Here is a 26,413-nt window from a genome sequence, read left to right as displayed (position 1 = left end):
TTGCAAAAATTATACAATAACAAAAAACTCTTAGAAAAAATCTAAGAGTTTTATCATGTTTTTTTATTCCCACTCGATGGTTGCAGGTGGTTTGCTCGAAATATCATAGGCCACACGGTTAATCCCACGCACTTCGTTGATAATTCGGCTAGACACCGTATCCAAAAATTCGTAAGGAAGTCGACTCCAAGTTGCGGTCATAAAGTCAATCGTATTCGCTGATCTCACAACTGCTGTATATTCATAAGTTCTCTCATCGCCCATCACACCAACAGATTTTACTGGAAGCAACACAACAAATGCCTGAGAAACTTTTTCGTAAAGATCATTTTTGTAAAGTTCTTCAATAAAAATATCGTCAGCTTCTTGCAAGATTCTAACTTTCTCAGCATCCACAGCGCCCAAAACTCGGATTCCTAAACCAGGACCTGGGAACGGATGACGGTACACCAAATGATGCGGAATACCAAGTTCCTCACCCACTTTTCTAACTTCGTCTTTGAAAAGCTCACGCAGTGGCTCCAACAATTCGAAGTCCATATCTTCTGGAAGACCACCAACATTATGATGCGATTTGATAACTGCTGAAGGTCCTTTTACAGACTGAGATTCGATAACATCTGGATAGATTGTTCCTTGTGCTAAGAATTTTGCACCTTCTATTTTGTGAGATTCTTCATCGAAAACGGTGATAAATTCGTTACCGATAATTTTTCGTTTTTGTTCTGGATCATCAACACCAGCCAATTTTGATAGGAAACGATCGGCAGCATCCACCAACTTGATGTTCATATTAAAATGCTCACCGTAATTTTCCATTACTTTTTTGGCTTCGTCTTTTCTCAAAAGTCCTGTATCTACAAAAATACAAGTCAATTGATCGCCAATTGCTTTTTGGATTAAAACCGCAGCAACAGAAGAATCTACTCCACCAGATAAACCAAGAATTACTTTTTGGTCGCCAACTTTTTCTTTAATCGTAGCAACAGTTGTATCGATATAACTGGTTAATTTCCAGTTTTTTTCAGCTTTACAGATGTTGAAAACAAAATTCTCCAACATCTTTCCTCCTTCTTCGCTATGCGAAACTTCTGGATGGAATTGTACGCCGTAAATATTTTTTTCAGGATTTGAAATTCCTGCGATAACGCCAGATTTAGCATTAAGTTCAAAACCTTCTGGTAAAGCAGAAACTTCGTCGAAGTGACTCATCCACACAACAGAATTTTGAGAAACGCCGCTAAGCAAAGCATTTTCTTTTAGGATTTCTAAATTCGCTTTTCCGTACTCGCCTTTTTGACCTTTGTCAACTTTTCCACCTAAAAGATGTGCCGTTAACTGCATACCATAACAAATCCCAAAAACTGGAACACCTTGATCGAACAAAGCTTTCTCCACTAGATTGGCATCTTCTGCATTAACAGAACTTGGTCCTCCAGAAAGGATAATTCCTTTTGGTTGTTTGGCTAAGATGTCTTCTAAAGGTGTGTTGAATGGGATGATTTCTGAATAGACTTCCATCTCGCGAATACGACGACCAATAAGTTGATTGTATTGCGAACCGAAGTCTAATATGATAATTCCGTTTTGCATAGGTTTTATAATTGTTTTGAAATAATTTTATTTTTAGGTTTTTCTAAACTTTGTCGATTTAACTTGATAGTATGTATCAAACTAAGTTTTAGTTTGGCGGTATTTTGTAAACTAGCCCCGATTGCAGTGTAAATCCTTTTTGGATGAAATGGCCTAAAGCTTTGGCATCCAAAAAGATTGCAACGAAAAGCGGGATTAGCTCCAAATAAAAAGAGACATTGGTTGCCCAATATCTCTCATTCTGTATTTAGAATTTGCCAATATCGTCTCTATAAAAGCCATAGTCGAAGTCAACTGGTACGGCATCTTCGTAGACTTTTTTTCGAGCCTCCTCGTAAGTGTCGCCCGTCGCCACGATGTTAAGCACACGTCCACCATCCGAAAGGATCTTGTCACCTTGCATTCTGGCACCAGCGAAAAGCACTTGGCTGTGTTTAACTTTCTCGGTACCACGGATTTCGAAACCTGTCTCGAAGTTCTTCGGATAACCGCCAGAACACATTACCAGACAAACTGCTTTTTGATTTTTGAATTTTAGCTCAACATCTTTACCGTCAATACAATCTTGGATAACGTCCAACAATTTGTTCTCCAAAAGTGGTAACAAAACTTGTGTTTCTGGATCGCCCAATCTCATGTTGTATTCTAAAAGGTAAGTTCCGTTTTTGGTCACCATCAATCCAAAGAAAATAAATCCTTTGAAGCTAAGACCTTCCTTCTTAAGACCTTCCACAGTTGGTGCAAGGATATTTTTTTCGAAGTCAGCTTGGTGCTCCGCAGTATATTCTGGACTTGGCGCCACAGATCCCATACCGCCTGTGTTAGCACCTTTGTCGCCGTTACCTACTTTTTTGTAATCTTTCGCAGAGATGCAAGGGAATAATTTTTCGCCATTCGAAAATGCGATAATTGACGCTTCGAAACCTTTAAGATGTTCTTCGATTACCACTTGGATACCCGCATCACCAAAGATTCTTTTGATCATGAAATCGTGCAAGGTTGCTTCTGCCTCTTGTTCGTTCTCACAAATTACAACACCTTTGCCACCAGCAAGTCCACTTGCTTTGATAACTAAAGGATATTTTTCGTCTTTTATATATTCTACCGCTTCGTTATAAGCATCAAATGTCTTTGCTCTCGCAGTTTTGATGTTATAAGTCTGCATGAATTTTTTAGAAAAAGCTTTTGAACCTTCTAAAGAAGCCGCCTTTTTGGATGGACCAAAAACACATAAGTCAGCATTTTTGAACTCATCAACAAGACCATCAACAAGAGGAGCCTCTGGCCCTACAATTGTCATGTCTACTTTATGTTGGATAGCAAAATGCTTAAGTTTATCAATATCTTTTTCGTAAATGTTTTCTCCTAATTGCTCTGTCGTAGCATTACCATGTGCAAAATACATTTTTGTAATACGCTGATCTTCACTAAGTTTTTGTGCAATTGCAGATTCACGACCTCCGTTTCCAACGATAAGTACTCTCATTGTGTTATTTGTTATTTTACTATTATAAATTTATTCTGCCAAAAATAATACTTTTTCGGCAAAAAAGCCTCATAATAATTAAATTACAAGGCTTAAATATTTCTTAAAATTATTGTGGTAAATCCATTGGGACTTCCATTAATAAGACTTCTGTGCCTTTTTGGAATTTTAACTCGACGTTGCTGGTATCCCAAATACCAATAGCATCGCGTCTGTCTAATTGTTGCGCATCAACTATTGCGCCACCTTCCAAAACGAAAACATAAAGTCCGTTTCCTTCTTTATGGAATTTGTAATCAACCGTTGTATCTTCTGTGAATTTTCCCCAATTGAACCAGGCATCTTGGTGAATCCAAACGCCATCGTCATCGGCATTAGGAGACAAAATCTGCAATAATTGATTCGGAACTAACTTTTCTTCAAAATTAAGTTCATCATAACGTGGCGTAACATCTTGCTTATTAGGAATTACCCAAATTTGTAAAAATTTAACAGCTTCGGTATCACTACCGTTTTCTTCGCTGTGCATAACACCTGTCCCTGCTGACATCACTTGGATGTCACCTTTCTCCACAACGCCAACACTTCCCATGTTGTCACCATGTTTCAATTTTCCTTCTAACGGGATTGAAATAATCTCCATATCACGGTGCGGATGACGACCAAATCCCATTCCGCCTTCTACGAAGTCATCGTTGATAACGCGAAGCACACCGAAGTTCATACGTTCTGGATTATAATAATTTGCGAAACTAAATGTATGGCTACTTTTTAACCAACCATGATCGGCGTAACCTCTGCTATCTGCTTTATAAAATATTGTTTTCATAATAATTCTATTTTGTTAGGACAAATTTCTGCAAAAAAATCAGCCTCTACATTGACGTGTGATAAAAAAGAAAAAAGTCAACATTACGCTGACTTTTCTTTAATTTTTAGTTTTAAAATTTTTAAAAATGAACTTGCTCTATTTCTTGTTCTATTTCTTTAGGTGTTTCTTTTTCTTCCTTAATTAGGAAAAACGTAATTAAACCTCCTAAAACCATACACGCACCGCCAACTACAATATAATCGACTGCATAATTATTAAAAAATTTCTTGACAATTGGTCCTCCAAAAAATCCGTTGATAATCTGTGGTAATACAATAAAGAAATTAAAAATCCCCATGTACACGCCCATTTTTCGTTGCGGAATACTTTCTATCAACATGGCGTAAGGCATTGCTAAAATACTGGCCCATGCGAATCCTAAACCTAACATCGATATCCAAAGCATCTTGACATCTTGTATGAAATAAAACGAGATCAAGCCAAATCCTCCTGCCAACAAAGCAATTGCATGTGTGTTCTTCTTCCCTATTCTTTTTGCAATGGGTGTTAACAAAAACGCAAACGGAATGGCGAATAAGTTGTACAATCCAAACAAATAACCCGTCGTATCTCCAGCATCATTAAAGGCTTGCGATGACGTATCATTAGGTGAAAGTCCGAAATGATGTGTTGCCAAAGCACTCGTAGTATAAACCCACATCGTAAACAACGCAAACCATGAGAAGAATTGAACAATTCCTAATTTTTTCATTTGGTTTGGAATTTTCGCAAAATCACGGAACATATCAGAAAATTTGGATTTTTCTGGCACAATGTCATCGTTTTCAAAAGAAGCGAATTCTTCCGGCGAATATTCTTTAGTAGAAATGATGGTATAAATAATGGAAACTAACAACACCGCCGCACCAATATAAAATGCGTAGATCACATTATCTGCAACTTGACCTTTTTCAGCAACATTCGAAACGCCTAACTTGGTTAACCAACGCGGCAAATCTGATCCGATAACTGCACCAATCCCAATTAAAATAGTCTGTACCGAGAAGCCAATAGTCGCTTGATGTTTTGGCAACATATCACCAACCAAAGCCCGAAAAGGCTCCATTGCGATATTGACAGAAACGTCCATTATTGCTAGGAAAACAACTGCAAGAAGTAAAACATTGGCCGCAAAAAAAGTTGTCGCAGAAGCCGAATTTGGTAGTAAAACCAAACCAAGAGCACACAAAATTGCGCCTATTAAAAAATAAGGCTTTCGACGTCCCAATGGGCTCCAAGTATTATCGCCCATGTGTCCAATAATCGGTTGAACAATAAGTCCTGTAATAGGCGCTACCAACCAGAAAAATGATAACTTATCAACATCGGCACCTAGATTTTGTAAGATGCGACTGGCATTTCCGTTTTGTAGTCCGAACGCCATTTGTATTCCCAAAAATCCCATACTCATGTTGATAATCTGAGCCATGGAGAGATTTGGTTTTATTTTTTTTGCCATTTTTTAAATATTGTTTTAAAATGTTCGATGTACTTTTATTGTGTAAATTTATTTCGCTTTCAAAGCCTGAATTAAAACCTCTTCTATCGGCGCTTTAACTTTGATAACCTCGTTAGTAACATCATTCGGAATCGTCATCGACAATACATATTGCTTGACTTTCCACTGTCCTTTTATCTTTTCTAAAACGCCTGATCCACGACAAATTTTCATTTGTGTGTCCAAAACCTCATCAAACCAAGCATAATTACCATCTTCACTGAAGTATATATTTCGCTTTAAAGATGTGAAATTCCAAGTTTTTTTTGAATCAAAAAAAGGTTTTGCCCAAGCCATAAATTCTTTCTTGTTCCAAACTTCCGTTGCGTCCGTCCCGATAAAAGTTGACTCTTCTGCGAAACACGCAAAATATTTGTCATAATCAGCTTGTGCCGCAAACAGGTTGAAATCGTCTAACAACTTATTGATGTTTTTCTTCTGAACATTTTCATAAAATCCTTTCTTCTGCGCATTGATGTTTTGAAACGAAAACAAACTTATTAACAGAACGAAATAAAAAATCTTGTGCTTCATAATTAAGTTATTTGGGTTAAACCTCATCGGCTTTAAAACTAATTTAATTCTAAAATCATTGCGGATTTTCCTTTAACTTCAAGGTTTCCTGACAAAGATATTTCGGTGTTAGAAAGAATATCTTTTCCTTTTGTAAATTTATCAAGACCTTCAGAAAAGCGTCTTAAATCCAATTTTTGATCAAGTTTGTTATTGTTTAAAATAACCATAACACGCTTTTTATTATCATAACGGAAATAAACATAGACATTATTTTCCGGAACATAATGTAAAGTTTTCCCAGTGTGAATCACGTTTTGCGTTTTTCTCCAGTTCAGTAATTTCTTTGTAAAATCAAAATACTTACTTTGGTCAGCAGTTCTTCTAGCAGATGTAAACGCATTGTTGGCGTCACCAGACCAACCACCAGGAAAGTCTCGTCGGATATCGCCGTCGCCTTTGTTTTTATCACCTTTCATACCGATTTCGGAGCCGTAATAGATTTGAGGAATTCCACGGATTGTCATCAACAAACTCATTGCTAATTGATAATCTTTGAAATCTGGATAAAGCTCATTAAACCTTTGTGTATCGTGGTTTTCAGCAAAAACTAAAATATTATCAATATTGGGATAAAGGAAATCGTTTGTAAAATTATCATAGACTTTTTGCATCCCAGAATCCCAGCCCGATTCTTCTTTGAAAACCTGTCCAATAGCGTCGTGTAAGGTAAAATCCATCACCGACGGCAAATGAGAATTGTAATTCTGAATTGCGGCGATCTTACTGTCTTTTTGCCAATACGACATTTGAGCTTGGTCATGCATCCAAACTTCGCCTACAATATTAAAATTTGGATATTCGTCGGTGATTCTTTTTGTCCATTCTGCAATTCCTTTTTTGTCATTGTAAGAATAAGTATCTACGCGAAGACCGTCCAATCCTGCATATTCGATCCACCAAATCGCATTCTGAACCATATAATTTAAAACCAAAGGATTACTTTGATTCATGTCTGGCATTGTGGTATCGAACCAGCCATCCATACAATTTTCAGCATCAATTTTCGAAGCATTGGTATCAAACTGAGAGGTCATTCGGTAGTTACTTCTTTTGAAACCGTTTTCCTTCTCGCCTTCCTTCCAGTAATGAATCCAATCTTTTGCTGGCAAATCTTTTATTAACCAATGTTTAGAACCCCAATGATTGGTGACATAATCCATCACCAACTTCATGTCACGTTTGTGAAGTTCGTCACCTAACTTTTTATAATCTTCGTTGGAACCATAACGCGGATCGATTCTGTAATAATCGCTTTGCGCATAACCATGATACGAAGTTTTTGGCTCGTTATCTTCCAAAAGTGGCGTGCTCCAAATCGTTGTGACACCAAGCTCATTAAGATAGTCTAAGTTCTTGATAATGCCAGCAATATCGCCACCATGACGACCGTCTTTATCTTGTCGATTGGCTTTGTCAAAGGTGTCTTTGGTATTATCATTTTTTGGATCACCATTAGCGAAACGGTCTGGCATTAGTAAATAGAATACATCTTTTGAGGAAAATGAATCTCTATTCGCGGAATTAGTTGCTCTATTTTTCAACTCATAAGTATAAGAATTGATGAGTTTTTTTCCGTTTTTTAAATTGATATTAAATTTCGGAACGTTGATTTCGTTGGTGTTAACCGTTACAAAAACGTAGTTTGGATTTTCGGTTTTTGTAATTTTTTTGATTTGAACATTGTCCGAAAGTTCGATTTCATTTTTTGCAATGTCTTTTCCGTAGACTAAAATCTGAAGTTCGGGATTCTTCATGCCTTTCCACCAAAAAGCAGGCTCGACCTTTTTTATCTGGCCAAAATATAAGGTCGCCACGGAAATGCTAAGTGCAGTAAATATTTTTTTCATTTAGTAATTGTTTATGTAGTAGTCACTAGCCCCGATTGTAGCAATTGTTTGAGCTCGTTGTAAAGCTTGGCAAAAGCCTTGGCTACAACAGCGAGTGCGGAAAGCGGGAATAGCTCCAAAAAAAAATTATAAGAATCCGACTTTTGCAAATCGGATTTCTTAATTATTTTGAAACTGGCTTAATGCTAATGGCAAAACCGCCACTTCGCACCATGTTCATTTTGATTTTGTCTTTGCTTGTAATAACTTTTTTCGTGATTTTGTAAGCTTGTGGATTATTTACGTAATCGGCATCAGCATCATCTTCGTAGAAAATAGCTTCGTACTTTTTGCCTTTATCTAAGAATGAAAAATCAAGATCAAAATTTCGTTTGTTTTCATCTGTAATCCCACCAACAAACCAATTGTCTGTGGCTTTTGCTTTACGCGCTGTCACGATAAAATCGCCAGGTTCTGCTCCCAAAATTTTGGAATCGTCCCAATCTGCTGCCACATCTTTGATAAACTGAAAAGCGTCCATGTGTTTTGCGTAATTCTCAGGAAGGTCTGCCGCCATCTGCAAAGGCGAATACATCACAACATACAATGCCAACTGCTTCACCAAAGTTGTTTTCACAAAACGTGTATCGTTCGGGAAGTAATAATCCAATTTGGTTTGGAAAATACCTGGTGTATAATCCATCGGACCGCCCATAAATCTTGTAAATGGCAAAATCGTATGATGGTCTGGATTGTTACCTCCGAATGCGTCGAACTCGGTTCCGCGAGCGGCTTCTGCGGCAATCCAGTTAGGATAAGTTCTTGACAAACCCGTTGGACGAACAGATTCGTGCGAGTTAACCATAATTTTGTAATCGTTAGCTTTCTCCGCAATTCGGCGATAATGGTTGATCATCCATTGGCTGTAATGGTGCTCGCCACGCGGAATAATATTACCAACATAGCCTGTCTTTACAGACGGATAATCGTATTTATTCATCAATTGGAAGGCTTTATCTGCCCACAATTCGTAATTGGTCGCTGAACCAGAAGTCTCGTGATGCATCATCAATTTTATGTTTTTGCTGTGCGCATAATCGTTCAGCATTTTGATATCGAAATCTGGATAAGGGCTCACAAAATCGAAAACAAATTCTTTAGAATGTCCAAACCAATCTTCCCAACCTTCGTTCCAACCTTCGATAAGTAAAGCATCAAAACCGTTAGCAGAAGCGAAATCGATGTATTCTTTAACCTTCGTATTGTTAGCTGCGTGTTTTCCGTTTGGCGTTAAAGTTTTAAAATCTGTTTTTCCTAAATGTACATTATCCGCTGTCGAATATGCCCATTGTGATTTACCAATAATCATTTCCCACCAAACGCCCATGTATTTTGTAGGTTTGATGTAAGAAGTATCTTTATACTTGGTAGGTTCGTTAAGGTTGAACATCATTTTTGAATCTAAAACTTCTTCTGCTTTGTTAGAAACGATTACAGTTCTCCATGGTGTGTTAAAAGGTGTTTGGATATAGCCTTTTGCGGCTTGTCCATCTGGCGTAAGATGTGTTTTAAATTTAAAATTCTTAGCATCAACCTCAAGGTGCGAGGCTGGGTAATCGATAAGTGCTGCTTCGCCAAGGTTAACATAAAGTGGTTGTTTTCCTTCTTTTTTCAGCATTAAAGGTGATTGTACAGCATCTTTAACTGGCGTTTGTGATGCATTGCTATCGTAACTTGTTGCCCATTTTGCTGGAATTTCTGAGACATTGGAAGTTTGATATTGATACTCTTGCGAATCGTAATCGCCCGCAATCCACCAAGCCTTCATATCTGTTGGAAAATCGAAATCCGAATCTTCCTCTTTCACCACAAAATAATTGAGATTCTTCTGTTGCGGAAACTCATATCTAAAGCCTAAACCATCGTTAAATAATCGAAATTTAATAACGATATTTCGGTCTGTTGCTTTTTGGTTAAGGCTTACTGCAAGCTCGTTATAGTTGTTGATGTAGTTTTTCTTTTCGCCAAGAATTGGTTGCCAAGTTTCGTTTTTAGAATCTCTTTTGTCTGATACTTTTTCGAAACCGTAGTTAAGATCTTGCGCTTTGTCATTGGCATTGCTGAGATCTGTATTGAATTTGATATTTGAATCTTTGAAAAGTCTTAAACCTAATTTTGAATCTTCAAGAACCGTTTCCCCTTTATATTTAAGATTATAAAAAGGCACTCCATTTTTGAGACTGAAATTCATTTCGAATTGTCCATCTGGTGACTTTAGCGATTGCGCTGTAAGTCCAGTAAACATCATTGAAAAACATATTATCCCAAAGCTAATTTTCCGCATAATTTTCTTTTTAATTTCTAAAAACTAATAAATATAAAAAAAGTGCTGCGGTAATGCAACACTTTTTTTGGTTAATCTAAAGCTGCAAACTATTGTTTTGTAACTTTAATTGTATAATTTGCTGAGTTATGAAGATCTAACTCTATCTTGTAAGTACCTGTTGTAGCTACTTTGTAACTAGCATCATCTGACACTGTACCTTCTGAACTAACATAAGTCGCATATTCTGCTCCTGAAGCAAGCTCTTGATCGTCCTTGCCAGTTGGTTGAATTTTAACACCCCATGAAGAATCATTTCTAAATTTAAAAGGTTTCCCTCCTTCTAAAGCCATGGTTATTTCAAATTTGTGAGTCGTTTTATTGAAATTTAATTTAACATCAGAATCCCAACCTTGCGGTGTTGCATCACCAATGATACCCATATCCATTTTTTTAATTGAATAGGTGTTACCAGTCCAATCTACTTTGATATAATAAGTTCCTGCTCCTGTAGTTGGCTGGATATTTTCTCCATTAGCTTTCAAAGTTGCAAAAGTATTTGGTTTTGCAGTATCGCCTTTATTATCATCCCAACCTTTTTCAGCGTAAGTAAACTTAAATTCTGGTTCAGCATTATTCATAAATACAAAACCGTAATATACATCATTCTTTTTAGGAGAGAAAAGATTTGGTGATCCACCATTAGTAGGTGTCCAATCTATATAACCACTCGCTCCGGCATAATTACCAGGAACATAAATTTTAGGATACACATTATCAGGATTAGGTTTGTAAGTAGTAATCGTCACAGCAATAGGTTGTGAGCTAACCACATTATTTCCTAAAATAGAATTAAGTCTTACATCACATTTGGTTGCAACCTCTTGAGGGACAATGCCAGAAACTAATGTATTAAGATCCTTAACAGTAAATACTTTTTTGTTAGAATCAACACCAACTGATTTAGAATTTTTGAAATTAGTGCCAGCAACTGCAAATTCTAATTCATAAGTAGGAACAACATTAACAGAGTAAGTTGCATTGGTATAAGAAAATGTCACTGCTTCGTCAGCATCTTGCGCTTGGAGTAACACTACATTATCTTTTGAAGCTTTAAGTGTTGGCGCTGTCAAATTGTTAGCAGTAGCAAAGTCATCATTTTTCTCACATGACCAAAGCAATGCTACTACAAGTCCTACGAATAATATTTTATATATATTTTTCATTATTTAAAAACAATTAAGATTAATAACCTGGGTTTTGTACAAGGTTAGGATTCGCAATAATATCCTTAACTGGGATTGGGAAAAGATTTCTGTAATCTTCAACTGCTCTACCATCTTTTACATTCCCTTTCCAAGGCCATAGATAAGCTCCTGTAGTGAATTTACCAAAACGAATCAAATCCGAACGTCTTGTCATCTCCCAACTAAGCTCTCTAGCTCTTTCGTCTAGGATAAAATCTAGGTTAATACTAGATACATTGCCAGACGTATTACCATAAGCTCTTTCACGAAGTTTATTAACATAAGAAACCGCCTTGCTCATATCGCCATTCCCGCCACGAAGTGTAGCCTCAGCATACATTAGGTAGATATCTGCCAATCTGTATAATGGGATATCGGCTTCTACCCAGCTTTTGCTTGATCCAGCTGTACCATCACTTTTAACATTCTTATATTTAATAAAAGCATAACCATCATTAAATGAACCTAAATCGTTAATTTCTAGATTTTGATCATTGGTATAAAAACGACCTCTCTTGTCAGAACCATTTGAAGGGAAGAGTCCAACAAAAGCTTTAGTAGTACGGATACCACCCCAACCTCCGTTGATTCCGAAATCAGCAGCTGGCATTTTTCCACCAACAGCTGCACACACCATGTAAGTGGTTCCACCATTAGTTTGTGTATTAACACCATCGAAATTAACTGTAAAAATAGCTTCAGAATTACCAACGTTATTATCAGCTAAAAATAATGATGCATAATCAGATTTTAAAGCATAACCTGCTTCAATAACTTTGTTGGTATAGGTGATAACATCATTATTTCTTTCTGTACCAGAATATACTTTTGCATTAAGATACAATCTAGCCAAAACAGCCCAAGCCGCCGCTTTATCTGCACGACCATATTGATTAGATCTTGGATTTTTGAGGTTATTAGCGCAATCTAACAATTCTGCCTCCACATATTTGAAAAGCTCTTTACGCTCAATTCTTTGAGGTCCAGATGCGGAGCCTGGTAAGTAGTCCTCTTTAACAAAAGGCACATTACCAAACATATCCAAAGCATGCAGATAAGACTGCGCTCTTAAGAATTTAGCTTCAGCTCTCATGAATTTAGCCTCTGTTAAATTGTCGCCCGTAATGCCATTTGCTGCAAGTTTTTCATCCGTAACATTACGTAGAAACTCATTACAAAAAGCAATCTCGGTGTACAATCTGTAATACATCGCCGCAACAAACTCATTGGAAGAATCCCAAGTCATTTTGTGCATCGTATGGAGGTTACCGTCATTCCAACCAATAACAGCTTCATCAGTTGTAATAACATTGAGCGTATACATCAAGCGTGTATATTGAGAAAAACCGCCATTAATACCACTAATGTCAGAATCTGGATAGGTTCCTCCATCTCCACTTACTTGTCCTCCCATTGCAAGACCACCATAAAGTTTTGCCAAAGCGGTTGGATAATTTGCAAAATCTTTGAAAACACTTGCAGAAGTCACATCTGTAATTGGCTCTCTTTCTAAATCTTTAATACAAGATGTTGTTGTAAGCAAAGCCAAAACTGCAGCTGAGAAGAATAGTTTTTTATATTTAAGTTGTTTAGTTTTCATCTTAAATTGTTTTAATTAAAATTGAAAGTTAAATCCTACTGAATACACTCTCGGCATTTGGTAATAACCATTATCAATCCCACCAAATACTTCAGGATCTACACCGCTATATTTCGTGATTACGAAAACATTTTGTGCCATACCGTAAACTCTTAGGTTACTACCTTTAGAGAAAATTTCACCGAAGTTGTAACCAATATTAAGATTATCTAATCTTAAGAATGAAGCATTCTCTACATAAGTATCTGAGAAATATTGAGGAACGGCAAATCCATTAACAGGAGCTGTGTGATATACGTTTTGTAAATATTCGTTAGTTGAAGCAGATTGTAATGAACTGTTAGATGCCATATTATTGTAAACATAATTACCCAATACCGCTCTAGCACTAAGTCCGAAGTCCCAATTTTTAACTTTTAATTTTGTTGAGAAACCTAAAATCGCATCAGGCGTTGTCGATTTATAATAATACTTATCAAAAGCATCTATCTTACCATCATTATTTCTGTCAACAAATACACCATCTAATGCTTTGCCATTGCTGTCGTAAACTTGTTGATAAACCCAGAATGAATTAGGGGCATAACCAACTGCATGAGCTTGTATTGTGTTACCAGAACCACCTTCGATTCCTCCAATTGGAATATTAAATGAATCATCCGTTCTGTCCAAAAGATTTGTTACAATTGGCTTGTAATGTGTTGCATTAAAGTTAAGTTCCCACGTAATGTTTTCTTTTTTGATTGGTATTAAATTAATACTCGCTTCGATACCTTTATTTTCCATGTTACCGACATTCATCCAGTTAGCATTACTCAATCCACCAGCAGCCGTTGTTACGTAAACTAGTAAATCCTTAGTATCTTTTTGAAATAGATCGATCGAACCAGAAATTCTGTTATTCATAAAACCATAATCCAAACCAATATTTTTAGAAACAGTAGTTTCCCATGTTAAATTTGGATTATAATTAGTAGGTCGGAACATGTAATAAAATTGATTCCCGAATTGGTAGTAAGCACCAGTATTACTAGGGCTATAAGCTGCAAATGCTGGATAATTATTAGGTCTATTACCATCTAATCCTGGAAGCTCTTGTTGTCCAGTCTTCCCCCAACCAGCACGTAATTTTAAAGTACTAATAGCAGAGACATCTCTTAGAAAACTTTCTTCATTAAGTTTCCATGCTATCGAAGCTCCTGGGAAGTTACCCCAAACATTATCTCTTGTACCGTTAAAGAATCTTGAAGATCCGTCGCGTCTAATAGATGCAGAAATTACATAACGATTCGCAATTGTGAAAATTCCTCTCGCGTAGAATGATAATAAAGTATTTTGAGTTTCAAAATCATTATTATGGGTTTCAAAAGGCTCTACTCCTTTGTAAGTAACAGCACCTGGTATAATTGTTCGGAAGTCTTGATAAGAATAACCTGCTGTCAAATCAACACTTGTATTAATTGCAGAAATTGATTTTACATAATTAAAATAAGTTTCTAACAACTTATTTTTTTTCTCCATTGAGTAATAGTTGTTACTTCCCTTATCGTTAAATCCAGGCTTATACAAAGCGCTTGTATTTTTTTGACCTTCACTTTTAGTATAGTCGTAACCAGCATTAACATTAAAGTGTAATTCTGGTAAAAAATGGAATTTATAATCTAACTGAATATTTCCCAAACCTCTCCAAGCAGATGAAATATCACGAATACCGTGGATAATTCCAAGTGGATTCGAATTGGCATTAACATTCAAATCTCCATTTAAAAGCCACTCATAGTATCCCCCATATTTACTATTACCAGAATAGATTGGTTGAGTAGGATCAAAATACGTTGCAGACTTAATGACACCACCATCTACAAAACGGTTATCAGTAAATGTTCCTTTAGCATTAACATTAACACTTAGGTGGTTATCCAAAAATTTTGGATTTAAATTAAGACCAACCGCAGTTCTCTTGAAAGAGTTTGTTCTCACAATACCATTTTGCTCATTATAACCAATAGACAAACGATACGGAAGCGATTTAATTCCACCTGAGAAAGCAACATTATTATCTGTTCCCCAAGCTTCTTGATAGATAAGATCCTGCCAATTAGTATTAGCATTTCCTAATTTTGCTTTGTAAGCATCTGAAGCATGAGCATTTACAAAACTACGGAACTCATCCGCAGATAATACATCAACCTCTCCCATTTTTGTTGATACCGAAGCAACACTAGAAAAATTAACTTTGAATTTTCCTGCGCTACCTTTTTTAGTCGTAATCAAGATAACCCCATTTGAGGCCCTGTTACCATAGATAGCAGTTGCAGAAGCATCCTTCAAGATATCAAACGATTCGATATCATTAGGATTAACCAAAGACAATGGATCCGAAATACCATTAACACCAACAAAATCTTGTGGAACGCCGTCAATAACAATCAATGGTGAGTTATTACCATTAAGTGACGAAGTACCTCTTACTCGAATTGCTGTACCCGCACCTGGCGCACCACTATTGCTTACAATCTGTACCCCTGGAGTCTTCCCTTGGATAAGTTGACCCGCAGTTGTTGCACCACCATTAAAGTCTTTTGCCGTTACAGAGGTAATCGAACCTGTAACATCAGACTTTTTTTGCTTACCATAACCAATAACGACAACCTCTTCGATATTCTTAGTTTTAAGACTATCACTTTGTTGGGCATGCAACATACTACCAGCTAATAGGAAGAATGGCGCTATCTTCAGAATAAATTTGTTTTCTTTCACGTATGTATATTTTAAATTAACACTCACTTAACAAATACTTAAGAAAAATTAAGCATAGAAAGTTATAAAAAAAACTATATCCAAAAGTAAATCTTCACTTTTTTTTTATAATTCATTAAAATTCTAGAATAAACACACTTAAAACCTAATAAAACACACCTAAAATTATGAAATAATTATTTAATACATAGTATTTTTCAAGCTAATAAAATGAGTTTCATAAACAATCGTTTAACAAAAAAAATCTTAAAATGACAATTTAATATCATCGATTTAAAAAAATGAACCCAAAAGAAACTCCATTTTAACTAAAATTTTAAGCTAATAATTCCTTATTTTTGCAGTAATTATAATTATACTTAATGTCAAACAAAAAACTGATTACGGCGGCTTTGCCTTATGCAAACGGACCAGTTCATATAGGGCATTTGGCGGGAGTTTACATTCCTGCGGATGTTTATGCAAGATTCGAGAGAAGATTAGGTAACGATGTTGCTTTTATTTGTGGTTCCGATGAACACGGAATTCCCATCACGATTCGCGCAAAAAAAGAAGGCGTTACACCTCAAGATATCGTTGATCAATACCATGAAATCATTAAAAAATCGTTCTCAGATTTGGGAATTTCTTTTGATGAATATTCAAGAACAACGGACAAAAAGCATTATGAAGTTAGTCAAGATTTCTTCAAAACTTTGTACGATAACGGAAAGTTTACAGAAGAAGTTTCAGAACAATATTTTGATGAACAAGCGAATGAATTTTTAGCAGACCGTTACATCGTTGGAACTTGCCCGAATTGCGGCAACGACAATGCTTACGGTGACCAATGCGAGAAATGTGGTTCTACACTTTCACCATCGGAATTGATTAATCCAAAATCGATGTTGAGTGGTAATATTCCTGTTTTGAAACCCACAAAAAACTGGTATCTTCCTTTGAATGACTACGAAAACTTCCTAAATGAATGGATTATCGAAGGTCATAAAAACGATTGGAAACCCAATGTTTACGGACAAGTAAAATCTTGGTTGAATGATGGTTTGAAACCTCGTGCCATGACCAGAGATTTGAATTGGGGTGTTCCTGTTCCGCTTCCAGATGCCGATGGGAAGGTACTATACGTTTGGTTTGATGCACCGATTGGATATATTTCTTTCACGCAACAATGGGCGGAGAAAAACGGCAAAAACTGGAAAGATTATTGGCAAAACCCAGAATCAGATTTAATTCACTTTATTGGAAAGGATAATATTGTATTTCATTGCATTATTTTCCCTGCAATGATGAAGGCTCACGGCGATTACATTATGCCAACAAATGTTCCTGCTTTTGAATTTTTGAATCTTGAAAACGATAAAATTTCGACTTCAAGAAATTGGGCAGTTTGGGCAAATGAATATGTTGAGGAATTCCCAGGTCAGCAAGATGTTTTGCGTTATGCATTGCTTTCTTCTGCTCCAGAAACTAAGGATAACAACTTCACTTGGAAAGATTTCCAAACCAAAAACAATTCAGAATTGGTGGGGATTTTCGGGAACTTTATCAATAGAGTTGTGGTTTTAATTCATAAATATTACGATGGTGTTGTTCCAAACGGTGAGGTAAACGCTACTGAATTAAATGAAGTTTCGAAATCTGCGAAAGAAATTCACGAATTTTTAGAAAAATTTGAGTTTAGAAATGCTTTAACAGCTTTAATGAATTTGGCTCGTTTCGGGAATCAATATCTTCAAACTGAAGAACCTTGGAAAACCATTAAAGATAATCCAGAAAAAGCAGCTCAATCATTATTTGTAGGCGCTCAGATTGCGGTTGGTTTAGCGCAATTGTGTGAACCGTTTATGCCTTTCAGTTCAGAGAAATTATTGAATATGTTTAATGTTCAAAAAATGAATTGGAACGATGTCGAAAACGCGAAAGTTCTTATCGAAAGCGGACACAAAATCAATGAAGCTTCACTTCTTTTCTCCAAAATTGAAGATGATGTGATTGAAGCACAAATCCAAAAACTAGAGAATACAAAACAAAATAATAAAAAAACAAATCCTAACGCAAAACCTATGAAAGAAGAGATTTCTTTTGATGATTTCAGTAAAATTGATCTTAGAATCGGAACTATTTTAGAAGCTGAAAAAGTAGAAAAAGCTGATAAATTATTGAAACTCAAAGTGGATACAGGAATCGATGTAAGAACAGTGGTTTCAGGAATTGCGGAAAGTTTTTCACCCGAAGAATTAATCGGAAAGCAAGTAATGGTTTTAGTGAATTTAGCGCCAAGAAAAATCCGTGGAATTGAATCTCAAGGAATGCTATTGTTGACTTCAAAACCTGATGCAAAGCTTTCTTTCGTTACGCCAGATGATTCTGTGGAAAATGGGATTGATGTTGGATAGGATTTAGATACAAGATTCTAGAACCGAGAATCAAAATTCTAATTTTCTTAGTATAAATATTTAAAAGTTCCCGAAACGCTTTGTTTTGGGAACTTTTTTATTAATTGTAAATTTTCGAAAACTAAACGACATGAGAAAAATCGATCAACTCTTTGCAGAATATACTGAAAGTCATCAAAACCACACCTACAAAATGATACATTGAATTTGTGTTCTTTTGATATTTTGGAGTATTCTGGGTTTTATTTCTCTAATTCCAGGGTTAGAGAAAACCCTAAAAAAACAGACTACATAAACTAATTCACACGATTTCTAAACTCACTTGGACTAATTCCTAAAACTTTTTTCACGTACCTTGTAAAAAAAGAATGGCTAGAAAACCCCATTTGATCAGATATTTCAGAAATATTCAAGCTTTTGTTTTCTAACAACAATACAATTCGGTCTTTGGCGTAACGTTGTATCCATTTCGATGCACTAATACCCGTATTTGTTTTACAAATTTGGTTTAGATATTTTGGAGAAATATTCAGTTGGTTACTATAAAATTTTACTTCACGGTTTTGCATACAATGCATTTCTATTAAATGAGTAAACCGCTCAAAAAGAGTTCCGCTCTGTAAACTTCGATTTCTTCTTTCCAATTGATCGATAAATATATCCCACATTTCTAAAATAAAAAGTTGCATCTGAAGTTTCAATACTTCATCAAAAAAACGATTTTGAATTTCAAGCGATTTTAAATAGAGTAATTGAAAATTTTTTAAAATTCGGTCTTTATTTTTTTTGTCTGCAAACAAAATTGGATTTGTTTTGTGATGAATAATAGCGTCAATGCCTATATTGAGGTTGGGAAAATTGTTAGATAACAAATCTTTTTCCACAAAAAGAATTGTCGCCATAAAACTTTTGGAAAAACACAAATCAGCAATTTCACTCTCAGCAAGCCAAAAAACAAATTCTCCTTTTTGGGCTTCCATAGATCTATTGTTAAACATAAAATTGATTTTTCCCCTCTGACAATAGATATGTGTATGATACTTATTTTGATAATCTTCCGGAAAGTTTTCGCTTCCAAATGATTTAAGCAAAATCACTTTCTGTTGATTTAACAATTCCATTTGTACCTATTTTTTCAAAAAACTAAAATAGGTATTATTTGACATTATTGAAGTACTATTTGTAACAAATGTGTTCTTTATTGTAATTAATTTTGCTCTATTAAAATAGTAAAAATGAAAGCAATAGATATTTTTGAAAGATTAAGAAATGGCGAAACCATCGCAACTAATGATGTAGAAGCGTATAAACTGCGAGAAGCCTCATTTGAAACGAAAAAAATCTTGAATCAAATGAACAACGCAACAAATTCAGACGAAATAAGAAATTTATTAAGTCAAATTACCAATACAGAAATTGACGAAAGCACAACTGTATTTACACCGTTATACATCAACTATGGAAAGCACACCAAAATCGGGAAAAATGTATTCATAAACTTTGATTGCACTTTTTTGGATTTAGGCGGAATTACCATTGAAGATAATGTATTGATTGCCCCGAAAGTTAGTTTGCTATCCGAGGGACACCCGATAGAACCCAAAAACAGACACGCATTAGTTCCTAAACCAATTTACATTAAAAAGAACGCTTGGATTGGCGCAGGTGCAACCATTTTGCAAGGCGTTATTATTGGCGAAAATTCTATAGTTGCAGCTGGTTCAGTTGTTTCAAAAGATGTACCCGATAATACCATTGTTGGAGGTATACCAGCAAAAATTTTGAAATCAATTTAATTTTAATAAAATGAAAAAATCAATAATTATCATGTTACTGCTTGCATTTGTAGGACAGTTATCTGCTCAAAAGAACTTATCAAATTTAAAAAAAATGACAAACGAACACTATACATTTCAATTAAGTGAAAAAGTAACACGCCAAAAAGTAACGTTTAAAAATCGTTATGGAATTACACTTTCAGGCGATTTGTATATCCCGAAAAATGTAGGAAGCCAGCTTTTACCAGCATTGGCAATTAGCGGACCTTTTGGAGCTGTAAAAGAACAATCTTCGGGATTGTATGCTAATCAAATGGCAGAGCGTGGTTTTATCGCTCTGGCTTTTGACCCATCTTACACAGGCGAAAGTAGTGGCGAACCTCGTAATGTTGCATCACCCGACATCAGCACAGAAGATTTTAGTGCCGCAGTAGATTTTCTTGGAATACAGAAAACCGTTGATAGAAATAAAATAGGCATCATCGGTATTTGTGGTTGGGCAGGTTTTGCATTAAACGCTACCGCCATTGACAAACGAGTAAAAGCAGTTGCAACAACAAGTATGTACGATATGACAAGAGTAATGTCGAAAGGCTACAATGATGTGGTAACATTGGAAGAACGTACCAAAACATTGGAACAGTTAGGCGAACAACGTTGGAAAGATGCAGAAAGTGGTACACCTGCCTACCAAGCACCATATAACAAATTAAGTGGTGGCGAAGCACAGTTTTTAGTTGAATATCACGACTATTATATGACTCCAAGAGGTTATCACGAGCGTTCTGTAAATTCAGGAAATGCGTGGACAATGACCACTCCACTATCCTTTATGAATATGCCAATTTTGACTTACATCAAAGAGATTTCGCCAAGACCAATGCTTTTAATCACAGGAGAAAATGCACACTCACGTTATTTTAGCGAAACGGCATATAACAACGCTTCTGAACCAAAAGAGTTAATGATTATTCCAAATGCTGTTCACGTGGATTTGTACGACAAATTGGATAAAATTCCATTTGACAAGTTGGAAACATTTTTTAAATCGAACTTGAAATAACATACCTTAAAAAAGGCATCCGCTACATCGTATTGCTAAAATGCGGGGTGATGTTATAATAGAAATATTTGTAAATTTATCCGCAAAATCCATTTCTTTTTTGCAAAATGTTTATTTTAGCAAAAAGGAAAATGGTTTTGCTACTTGCATCCAAAGTTTAAAGATTTGTCATCTTTATACCCGCACTTCGCCAATACTTTTTCCGTTATATGCAGTGCTGCCAAAGCGGTTTCATAAATCAAATTTCAACAAAAGCTGAATTACAAATTGACTAACTTTTTCCCAACCCAAAATTTATTCTTTTTCCAGCACCTTTTTTGCCAACGCTCATCAGCACATTTGCAAAAAGCCAATGCTAACCATCTTCTTATTTTGCAAAAGAGCTGATTTTTATCACCCGCTGTTTTTAAGAAAATCCCTATTTTTGGGGTTGTAAATAATATGAAATATATACTTAACCTATTTTTAATTTTTTATGTGGTACTAAAACCTTTAGTGCCAATAATTGATTATGCAATTAGGTATGATTATATTTCTAAAGAATTATGCGAAAATAAAAGCCAACCCGAATTATTATGTAAGGGGAAATGTTATCTCACAAAAGAAATAGCTAAAAACACGCATAATACATCCAAATCAGAAACTCCAAAATCAACAATTCATATAGACACTTTTTTAATAAAAGATGTTTTGATAATTGTAAATTCACAAGTGAAATCAACAAAACAGGTTGTAAAACATTACATTCCTTCTTTTTATTACTTTGATTTAAATTCTTCTATTTTTCACCCACCTTTAGTCTAATTAATAATACAGATTTTTAACATCATTATTAATTAAATTATCTAATAAAATGAAAAAACATTTTATGTTGGCGCTACTTGCATCAACAATTTCGTGCGCACAAGAAACACCCAAAGTAAAGCAGGTAAAAAAAATGACTCCTAAAACAGATCTTAAAGGTATAAAAGTCGTAAATGCTTTGGACCCGATTTGTCAGATGAAGACCGCAGAATATCTTAAAGATACGGCTGTTTTCAAAGGAAAAACATATGGATTCTGTAGTGATTATTGCAAAAAAGAATTTAAAAAAAATCATGCAAAATATGCCCAAAATAAATAAGAAGAAGCAGAATAATTCGAAAAACAAAATCATTGTTCCTATCGTCATTTTCGCATTACTTTTTGTATTAATCGGTTTTGGATTTTCTTATTTTAAGAAGAGTTTATTCACAGTAATGAAAGTTCCTGATTTTGAACTTACCAACCAAAATGATAAAAAAATTTCCAATAAAGATATGTTAGGAAAAGTGTATCTCGTTGAGTTTTTCTATAGCCGTTGTCCAACGATTTGCCCGTTAATGAATCAGAATATGAAATACATTCAAGACGAAATCAACAACCCTAATTTCGGTATTATTTCTATTTCTATTGATCCCGAAAACGATACCTCACAAGTATTAAAACAGCACGCAAAACTTGTTGGAGCAAATTCTCACAATTGGCATTTTCTTACAGGAAACAGAGACTATATTGGAGAAATTGCAGATAAGTTCAATATTTATGTTGGCGACAAAGAAGACGAAGCAGAAAGTCTGAATCACAGCGGAATGATTGCTTTGATAGATAAAGAAGGAAATATTCGTTGCAGATATAACGCAAATAATATTCCTATTCTCTACTATTCCGGACTTAATTATTCTGATTCCGAAGGTAAAAATACAGACCTAAGAGGAAAATACCATCCTGATAGAGAAAAACTGATAGAAGATATACAAAAACTTCTGAAAAAATAGTGTGAAATACATTCTCAACATATTCCTCGCTTTATATATGGTGCTAAAACCTTTAGTGCCATTGATGGATTATGCTGTTAATTACGAATATATTTCAACCACTCTTTGTATCAACAAAACCAAACAGGAATTGCATTGTAACGGGAAGTGTTATTTGAGTAAAGAATTGGCAAAATCTTCGCAGGAAGATCCCTCTCCTTTATCGAAAACAAAAAATCAATCACAAAAAATTCTCGACTTTTATCTTCCTTCCATAATTTCGGAAGTAAAAATTATAATAAAAGAAATTCCTGGCAATTCATTATACATTTACAAAAGAGAATATTCTTATCTCTTTCTGAAACACATTTTCAGACCACCAATTATTTAAGTTTTTTTTCGCATTTATCATTATTCTGTGGAACAAAATGTTCTGCAGAAACTACACGTATTAATTCATCATTTAAACAAAAACTTAAATATTTAAAAAATGAAAAGTCATAAATTCTTATCTCTGTTACTTATAGCAATCACTTTATTCTCTGTTTCATCATGTCGTAACAATGATGATGACGATGTTCAAGACACTACACCAGGAAAACTCCAGGTAAAATTTGAAAACGGATTCAATAATCTTGGGCAAATTGTTCTCGGGCAAACTATACAAACGTCAAGCAACGGGCAAAAACACCAATTTTCAACTTTAAAGTACATTATAAGTAACATTACGCTAATTGATAAAAACGGTGGAGAATTCAAGTATCATTACAACGATCCCGACAAAGGGGCATTTATTGTAGATCAATCCGATGCAGATGCTTCGGGTGTCGTATATCTTAACCTTACAGAAATTGCAAAAGGAAATTATATAAAAATCAAATTCGGTTTAGGAATCAGTCCGCAAGCTTATTTATTGGGACAATCAGGACAAGGAGAATTTTGGCAAACGGCAAAAACCGAAGGAATGGCTTGGTCTTGGGCTGCAGGATATATTTTCACAAAATTTGAAGGAAAATACGGAACACCAACCCCAAACACCGAATTTATGAATCACGCAGGAAATATGGGCGATCCAAATGCTAATGGAACACCAAATTTATATCGTGAAATAACCTTAGACTTGCCTACAACAGCAAGAGTTTCAAAAGATGTTACGCCATCAGTTCACATTCTTGCAGACCTTAACCAATATCTTAGTGGGCAAACTCCTTTAACATTGGACACTGCCAATAATATGGCGATGGGAAGCAGTGTGCATTTGGTAAACGTTACCGAAAATGTATCGAAAATGTTCAAAGTAGACCATGTTCATAATGATTAATAGATTATCACAATCCAAAAGAGGGCAAATTCGCTCTCTTTGGATTTTTCTTGTAATAGTTGTATTTCTGTATTCCTGTTCCGATGAATACGAAGGAATTCCAATAGAAAAAGACGAACTCTACAGTTTGGAAAAACCAAATGGTTTCCCCGAAATGTCTTTTGACGTTGCAGGAAATCCCGTCACTATAAATGGTGTTAAACTTGGCAGAAAATTATTCTACGAGGGAAAACTTTCACGCAACAATACTATTTCCTGTGGATTTTGCCACATTCAGGAAAATGCATTCACACATCACGGTCATACCATCAGTCATGGGATTGATAATCGTCTTGGTTTGCGTAATGCTCCTCCTATCCAGAATATGGCTTTTCTCAAAAATTACACATGGGACGGAGTAAGTCATAATTTGGACGAACGTTCTTTAGTTCCTATCACTACAGATTTCGAAATGGATAGTTCAATTCCCGAAGCAATTGCAAAACTAAATGCGGATAGTAACTACAAAAAAATGTTCAAAGCAGCATTTGGAGACGAAACCATTACCGGAGAACGAATTCTGAAAGCACTTTCACAATTTATGGTAACAATGGTTTCTGCCAATTCCAAATACGATCAAATGAAAAAAGGAACTACAACTTTTACTAATGAAGAAAGCCAAGGATACGCCTTATTTCAGAACAAATGTGCAAGTTGTCATTCCGGAGAATTATTTACTGATGAAAGTTACAGAAACACAGGGATGTATTACAATGCACAATTAGACGATAGAGGACGATACCGAGTAACATTAGATTGGAACGACAATATGAAATTTCGGGTTCCTAGTTTAAGAAATGTAGAATATACAGCGCCGTATATGCACGATGGCAGATTATATTCATTAGAAGCAGTTCTTAATTTTTATACCGATAATGTTGAAAATCAACCCAATCTTGATCCTCTGTTGAAGCAAAATGGTCATATCGGAATACCAATGACGAGCCAAGACAAACAATACATCATTGCTTTTTTAAAAACATTAAGTGACCAAAGTTTTATAACCAACCCAAAATTTGCAGAATAATGAAGCAGTTTATTTTAATACTATTTTTTATAATAAACAGTCCTGTTTTAGCAACAAAAAAAGACAGCATTTATATACCAAAATACGAAACCCAATACACAACACTTTTCAAATCAGAAGAATTTTTCTGTGATGCTTGCGGTTGTGCTGCTGGGAATGGTTCTTCAGGCTTTGAGTCTTTATTGAATCCACAATTTATCGGAATCAAATATTTTGCACAACATTACAAAGCCAAAGAAAATCTATTTGTTAATGATCTTACTCAAGACCAATATTTCAACACTTTACAATTGTGGGGGAAAATTCCTGTTACAAAAAAATTAAGTATTTACGGAAGTCTTCCATTCCAATTCCACGAAAAGAAGACCCAACAAGGAGACATCAAAATTAGTGGTATTGGAGACGCAAGCGTAATGGGAATTTATGAAATTTTAAAATCAAAAAATACGTTTCACCAGTTAAGTGGAGGATTAGGAGTGAAAATTCCTATTGGAAAATTTGGCGAAAAAGGAATTACGGGCGTTAATCCGAGTTTTCAGCTCGGAACAGGAAGTTGGGATTATCAATTGGCATTGAGTTACAAATTTCAGAAAAATATTTTCGCTCTAACGCTCAATACCGATTACACCATCAAAACCGAAAACAAAAAACATTATCAGTTCGGAAACCAATGGAACTACGCAGCTACAGGATTCTACAGTTTATGGAGAAATGAAAACAGTATTTTTAGTGGAAAACTCGGTTTGCAAGGCGAAGTCTACGACTGGAACAAACAATTTGGCGAAATAATGCCAAGAACAGCAGGAAGTGCCCTATATGGCAAATTAGGTTTTGAAGTTTCCTATAAAAAAATCAGCATAGGAAGCGAACTAATGTTACCCACTTACACCAACCTTGCTAGTGGAGATATTGAAGCTAAATCAAGATTCTCTTTGTTTGTGAATTTTGGATTATAAATCTTCATTTTAATATCAATAAGACACGAGTAAATTTAGTAGTACTCGTGTCTTTTATTTTATCAACATCACAAGTGTCAAGCATCTAATAATTACCACAACCAACCTACTTAAAATAGTATTAATCATACTCAAAATTTTGTATATTTGATATATTAACCTCAAAAACACAAAGTTATGCCAAGTACATCAGAAGTAGTGTTGTAAGCTTCCCCGAAAACAATACGGTTTAAAAGTATAAAATAATTAACTTTAAATCGTAATTAAGACAATGAAAA

21 protein-coding genes are annotated in these 26,413 nt (G+C 35.2%); 10 read left to right on the top strand and 11 right to left on the bottom strand.

Annotation, left to right across the window (positions count from 1 at the left end):
- Positions 1-63: 63 nt before the first annotated feature.
- The 10 genes from guaA to RT037_RS09950 all read right to left on the bottom strand — a co-directional run bounded on the left by guaA (position 64) and on the right by RT037_RS09950 (position 15,723).
- The gene (gene guaA, locus RT037_RS09995) at positions 64-1,593 is read right to left on the bottom strand and encodes a glutamine-hydrolyzing GMP synthase (RefSeq protein ID WP_313030649.1); all 1,530 of its coding nucleotides are present in this window, start codon (positions 1,591-1,593) and stop codon (positions 64-66) included.
- A 247-nt stretch (positions 1,594-1,840) separates the two neighbouring features.
- Entirely contained in the window at positions 1,841-3,079 is a 1,239-nt protein-coding gene (gene purD / locus RT037_RS09990) for a phosphoribosylamine--glycine ligase (protein WP_313030647.1), read from the bottom strand.
- 109 nt (positions 3,080-3,188) lie between these two features.
- Positions 3,189-3,908 carry a pirin family protein gene (locus RT037_RS09985; RefSeq protein WP_313030644.1) on the bottom strand — a complete coding sequence of 240 codons (720 nt, stop codon included), beginning with the start codon at positions 3,906-3,908 and terminating at the stop codon, positions 3,189-3,191.
- A gap of 121 nt (positions 3,909-4,029) precedes the next feature.
- Entirely contained in the window at positions 4,030-5,409 is a 1,380-nt protein-coding gene (locus RT037_RS09980) for an MFS transporter (RefSeq protein WP_312322368.1), read from the bottom strand.
- A gap of 48 nt (positions 5,410-5,457) precedes the next feature.
- Complete coding sequence (locus tag RT037_RS09975; protein WP_312322367.1) at positions 5,458-5,982, bottom strand: nuclear transport factor 2 family protein; 525 nt, start codon at positions 5,980-5,982, stop codon at positions 5,458-5,460.
- 38 nt (positions 5,983-6,020) lie between these two features.
- Entirely contained in the window at positions 6,021-7,871 is a 1,851-nt protein-coding gene (locus tag RT037_RS09970) for a glycoside hydrolase family 13 protein (protein ID WP_313030640.1), read from the bottom strand.
- 163 nt (positions 7,872-8,034) lie between these two features.
- Positions 8,035-10,194, bottom strand: coding sequence for a glycoside hydrolase family 97 protein (locus tag RT037_RS09965; RefSeq protein ID WP_313030637.1), 2,160 nt, complete (start codon positions 10,192-10,194; stop codon positions 8,035-8,037).
- Between the two features lie 89 nt (positions 10,195-10,283).
- Positions 10,284-11,399 carry a SusE domain-containing protein gene (locus RT037_RS09960; protein ID WP_313030633.1) on the bottom strand — a complete coding sequence of 372 codons (1,116 nt, stop codon included), beginning with the start codon at positions 11,397-11,399 and terminating at the stop codon, positions 10,284-10,286.
- A gap of 19 nt (positions 11,400-11,418) precedes the next feature.
- Positions 11,419-13,020, bottom strand: a complete 1,602-nt coding sequence (locus RT037_RS09955) for a RagB/SusD family nutrient uptake outer membrane protein (RefSeq protein WP_313030630.1) — start codon at positions 13,018-13,020, stop codon at positions 11,419-11,421.
- A 15-nt stretch (positions 13,021-13,035) separates the two neighbouring features.
- A complete protein-coding gene (locus tag RT037_RS09950; protein ID WP_313030701.1) occupies positions 13,036-15,723 on the bottom strand; it encodes a SusC/RagA family TonB-linked outer membrane protein in 2,688 nt (895 codons plus the stop codon).
- A 419-nt stretch (positions 15,724-16,142) separates the two neighbouring features.
- Between RT037_RS09950 and metG the strand changes: the two genes are divergently transcribed.
- Complete coding sequence (gene metG / locus RT037_RS09945) at positions 16,143-18,176, top strand: methionine--tRNA ligase (RefSeq protein WP_313030627.1); 2,034 nt, start codon at positions 16,143-16,145, stop codon at positions 18,174-18,176.
- Positions 18,177-18,472: 296 nt separating this feature from the next.
- Here the strand turns inward: metG and RT037_RS09940 are convergent, their stop codons facing one another.
- On the bottom strand, positions 18,473-19,273 hold the full coding sequence (locus RT037_RS09940; protein ID WP_313030624.1) for a helix-turn-helix domain-containing protein: 801 nt from the start codon (positions 19,271-19,273) through the stop codon (positions 18,473-18,475).
- A 138-nt stretch (positions 19,274-19,411) separates the two neighbouring features.
- On the opposite strand from RT037_RS09940, the gene RT037_RS09935 reads away from it, so the two are divergent.
- From RT037_RS09935 to RT037_RS09895, 9 genes are all read left to right on the top strand, one after another.
- The gene (locus tag RT037_RS09935) at positions 19,412-19,972 is read left to right on the top strand and encodes a sugar O-acetyltransferase (RefSeq protein ID WP_312323875.1); all 561 of its coding nucleotides are present in this window, start codon (positions 19,412-19,414) and stop codon (positions 19,970-19,972) included.
- 94 nt (positions 19,973-20,066) lie between these two features.
- Positions 20,067-21,017: an alpha/beta hydrolase gene (locus RT037_RS09930; protein WP_313030620.1), complete on the top strand. Its 951-nt coding sequence runs from the start codon at positions 20,067-20,069 to the stop codon at positions 21,015-21,017.
- A gap of 441 nt (positions 21,018-21,458) precedes the next feature.
- Positions 21,459-21,821 (top strand): hypothetical protein, encoded by a 363-nt coding sequence (locus tag RT037_RS09925; RefSeq protein WP_313030618.1) that lies wholly within the window; start codon positions 21,459-21,461, stop codon positions 21,819-21,821.
- A gap of 49 nt (positions 21,822-21,870) precedes the next feature.
- Positions 21,871-22,140 (top strand): YHS domain-containing protein, encoded by a 270-nt coding sequence (locus RT037_RS09920; protein ID WP_313030614.1) that lies wholly within the window; start codon positions 21,871-21,873, stop codon positions 22,138-22,140.
- On the top strand, positions 22,124-22,813 hold the full coding sequence (locus tag RT037_RS09915; RefSeq protein WP_409529556.1) for an SCO family protein: 690 nt from the start codon (positions 22,124-22,126) through the stop codon (positions 22,811-22,813). The genes RT037_RS09920 and RT037_RS09915 overlap by 17 nt, the downstream gene beginning before the upstream one ends.
- Position 22,814: 1 nt before the next feature.
- The gene (locus RT037_RS09910) at positions 22,815-23,183 is read left to right on the top strand and encodes a hypothetical protein (protein ID WP_313030607.1); all 369 of its coding nucleotides are present in this window, start codon (positions 22,815-22,817) and stop codon (positions 23,181-23,183) included.
- A gap of 99 nt (positions 23,184-23,282) precedes the next feature.
- Entirely contained in the window at positions 23,283-24,113 is an 831-nt protein-coding gene (locus RT037_RS09905) for an MbnP family protein (RefSeq protein WP_313030606.1), read from the top strand.
- Positions 24,097-25,179, top strand: coding sequence for a cytochrome-c peroxidase (locus RT037_RS09900; RefSeq protein WP_313030605.1), 1,083 nt, complete (start codon positions 24,097-24,099; stop codon positions 25,177-25,179). The genes RT037_RS09905 and RT037_RS09900 overlap by 17 nt, the downstream gene beginning before the upstream one ends.
- A complete protein-coding gene (locus RT037_RS09895; protein ID WP_313030603.1) occupies positions 25,179-26,135 on the top strand; it encodes a transporter in 957 nt (318 codons plus the stop codon). Before RT037_RS09900 ends, RT037_RS09895 begins: the two co-directional genes overlap by 1 nt.
- The last annotated feature ends 278 nt before the right edge of the window (positions 26,136-26,413 follow it).

Source organism: Soonwooa sp., assembly GCF_032062245.1.
Lineage (GTDB): Bacteria > Bacteroidota > Bacteroidia > Flavobacteriales > Weeksellaceae > Soonwooa.
Note: the sequence above shows the minus strand (reverse complement) of the source record. Positions and strands in the feature narration are given on the sequence as shown.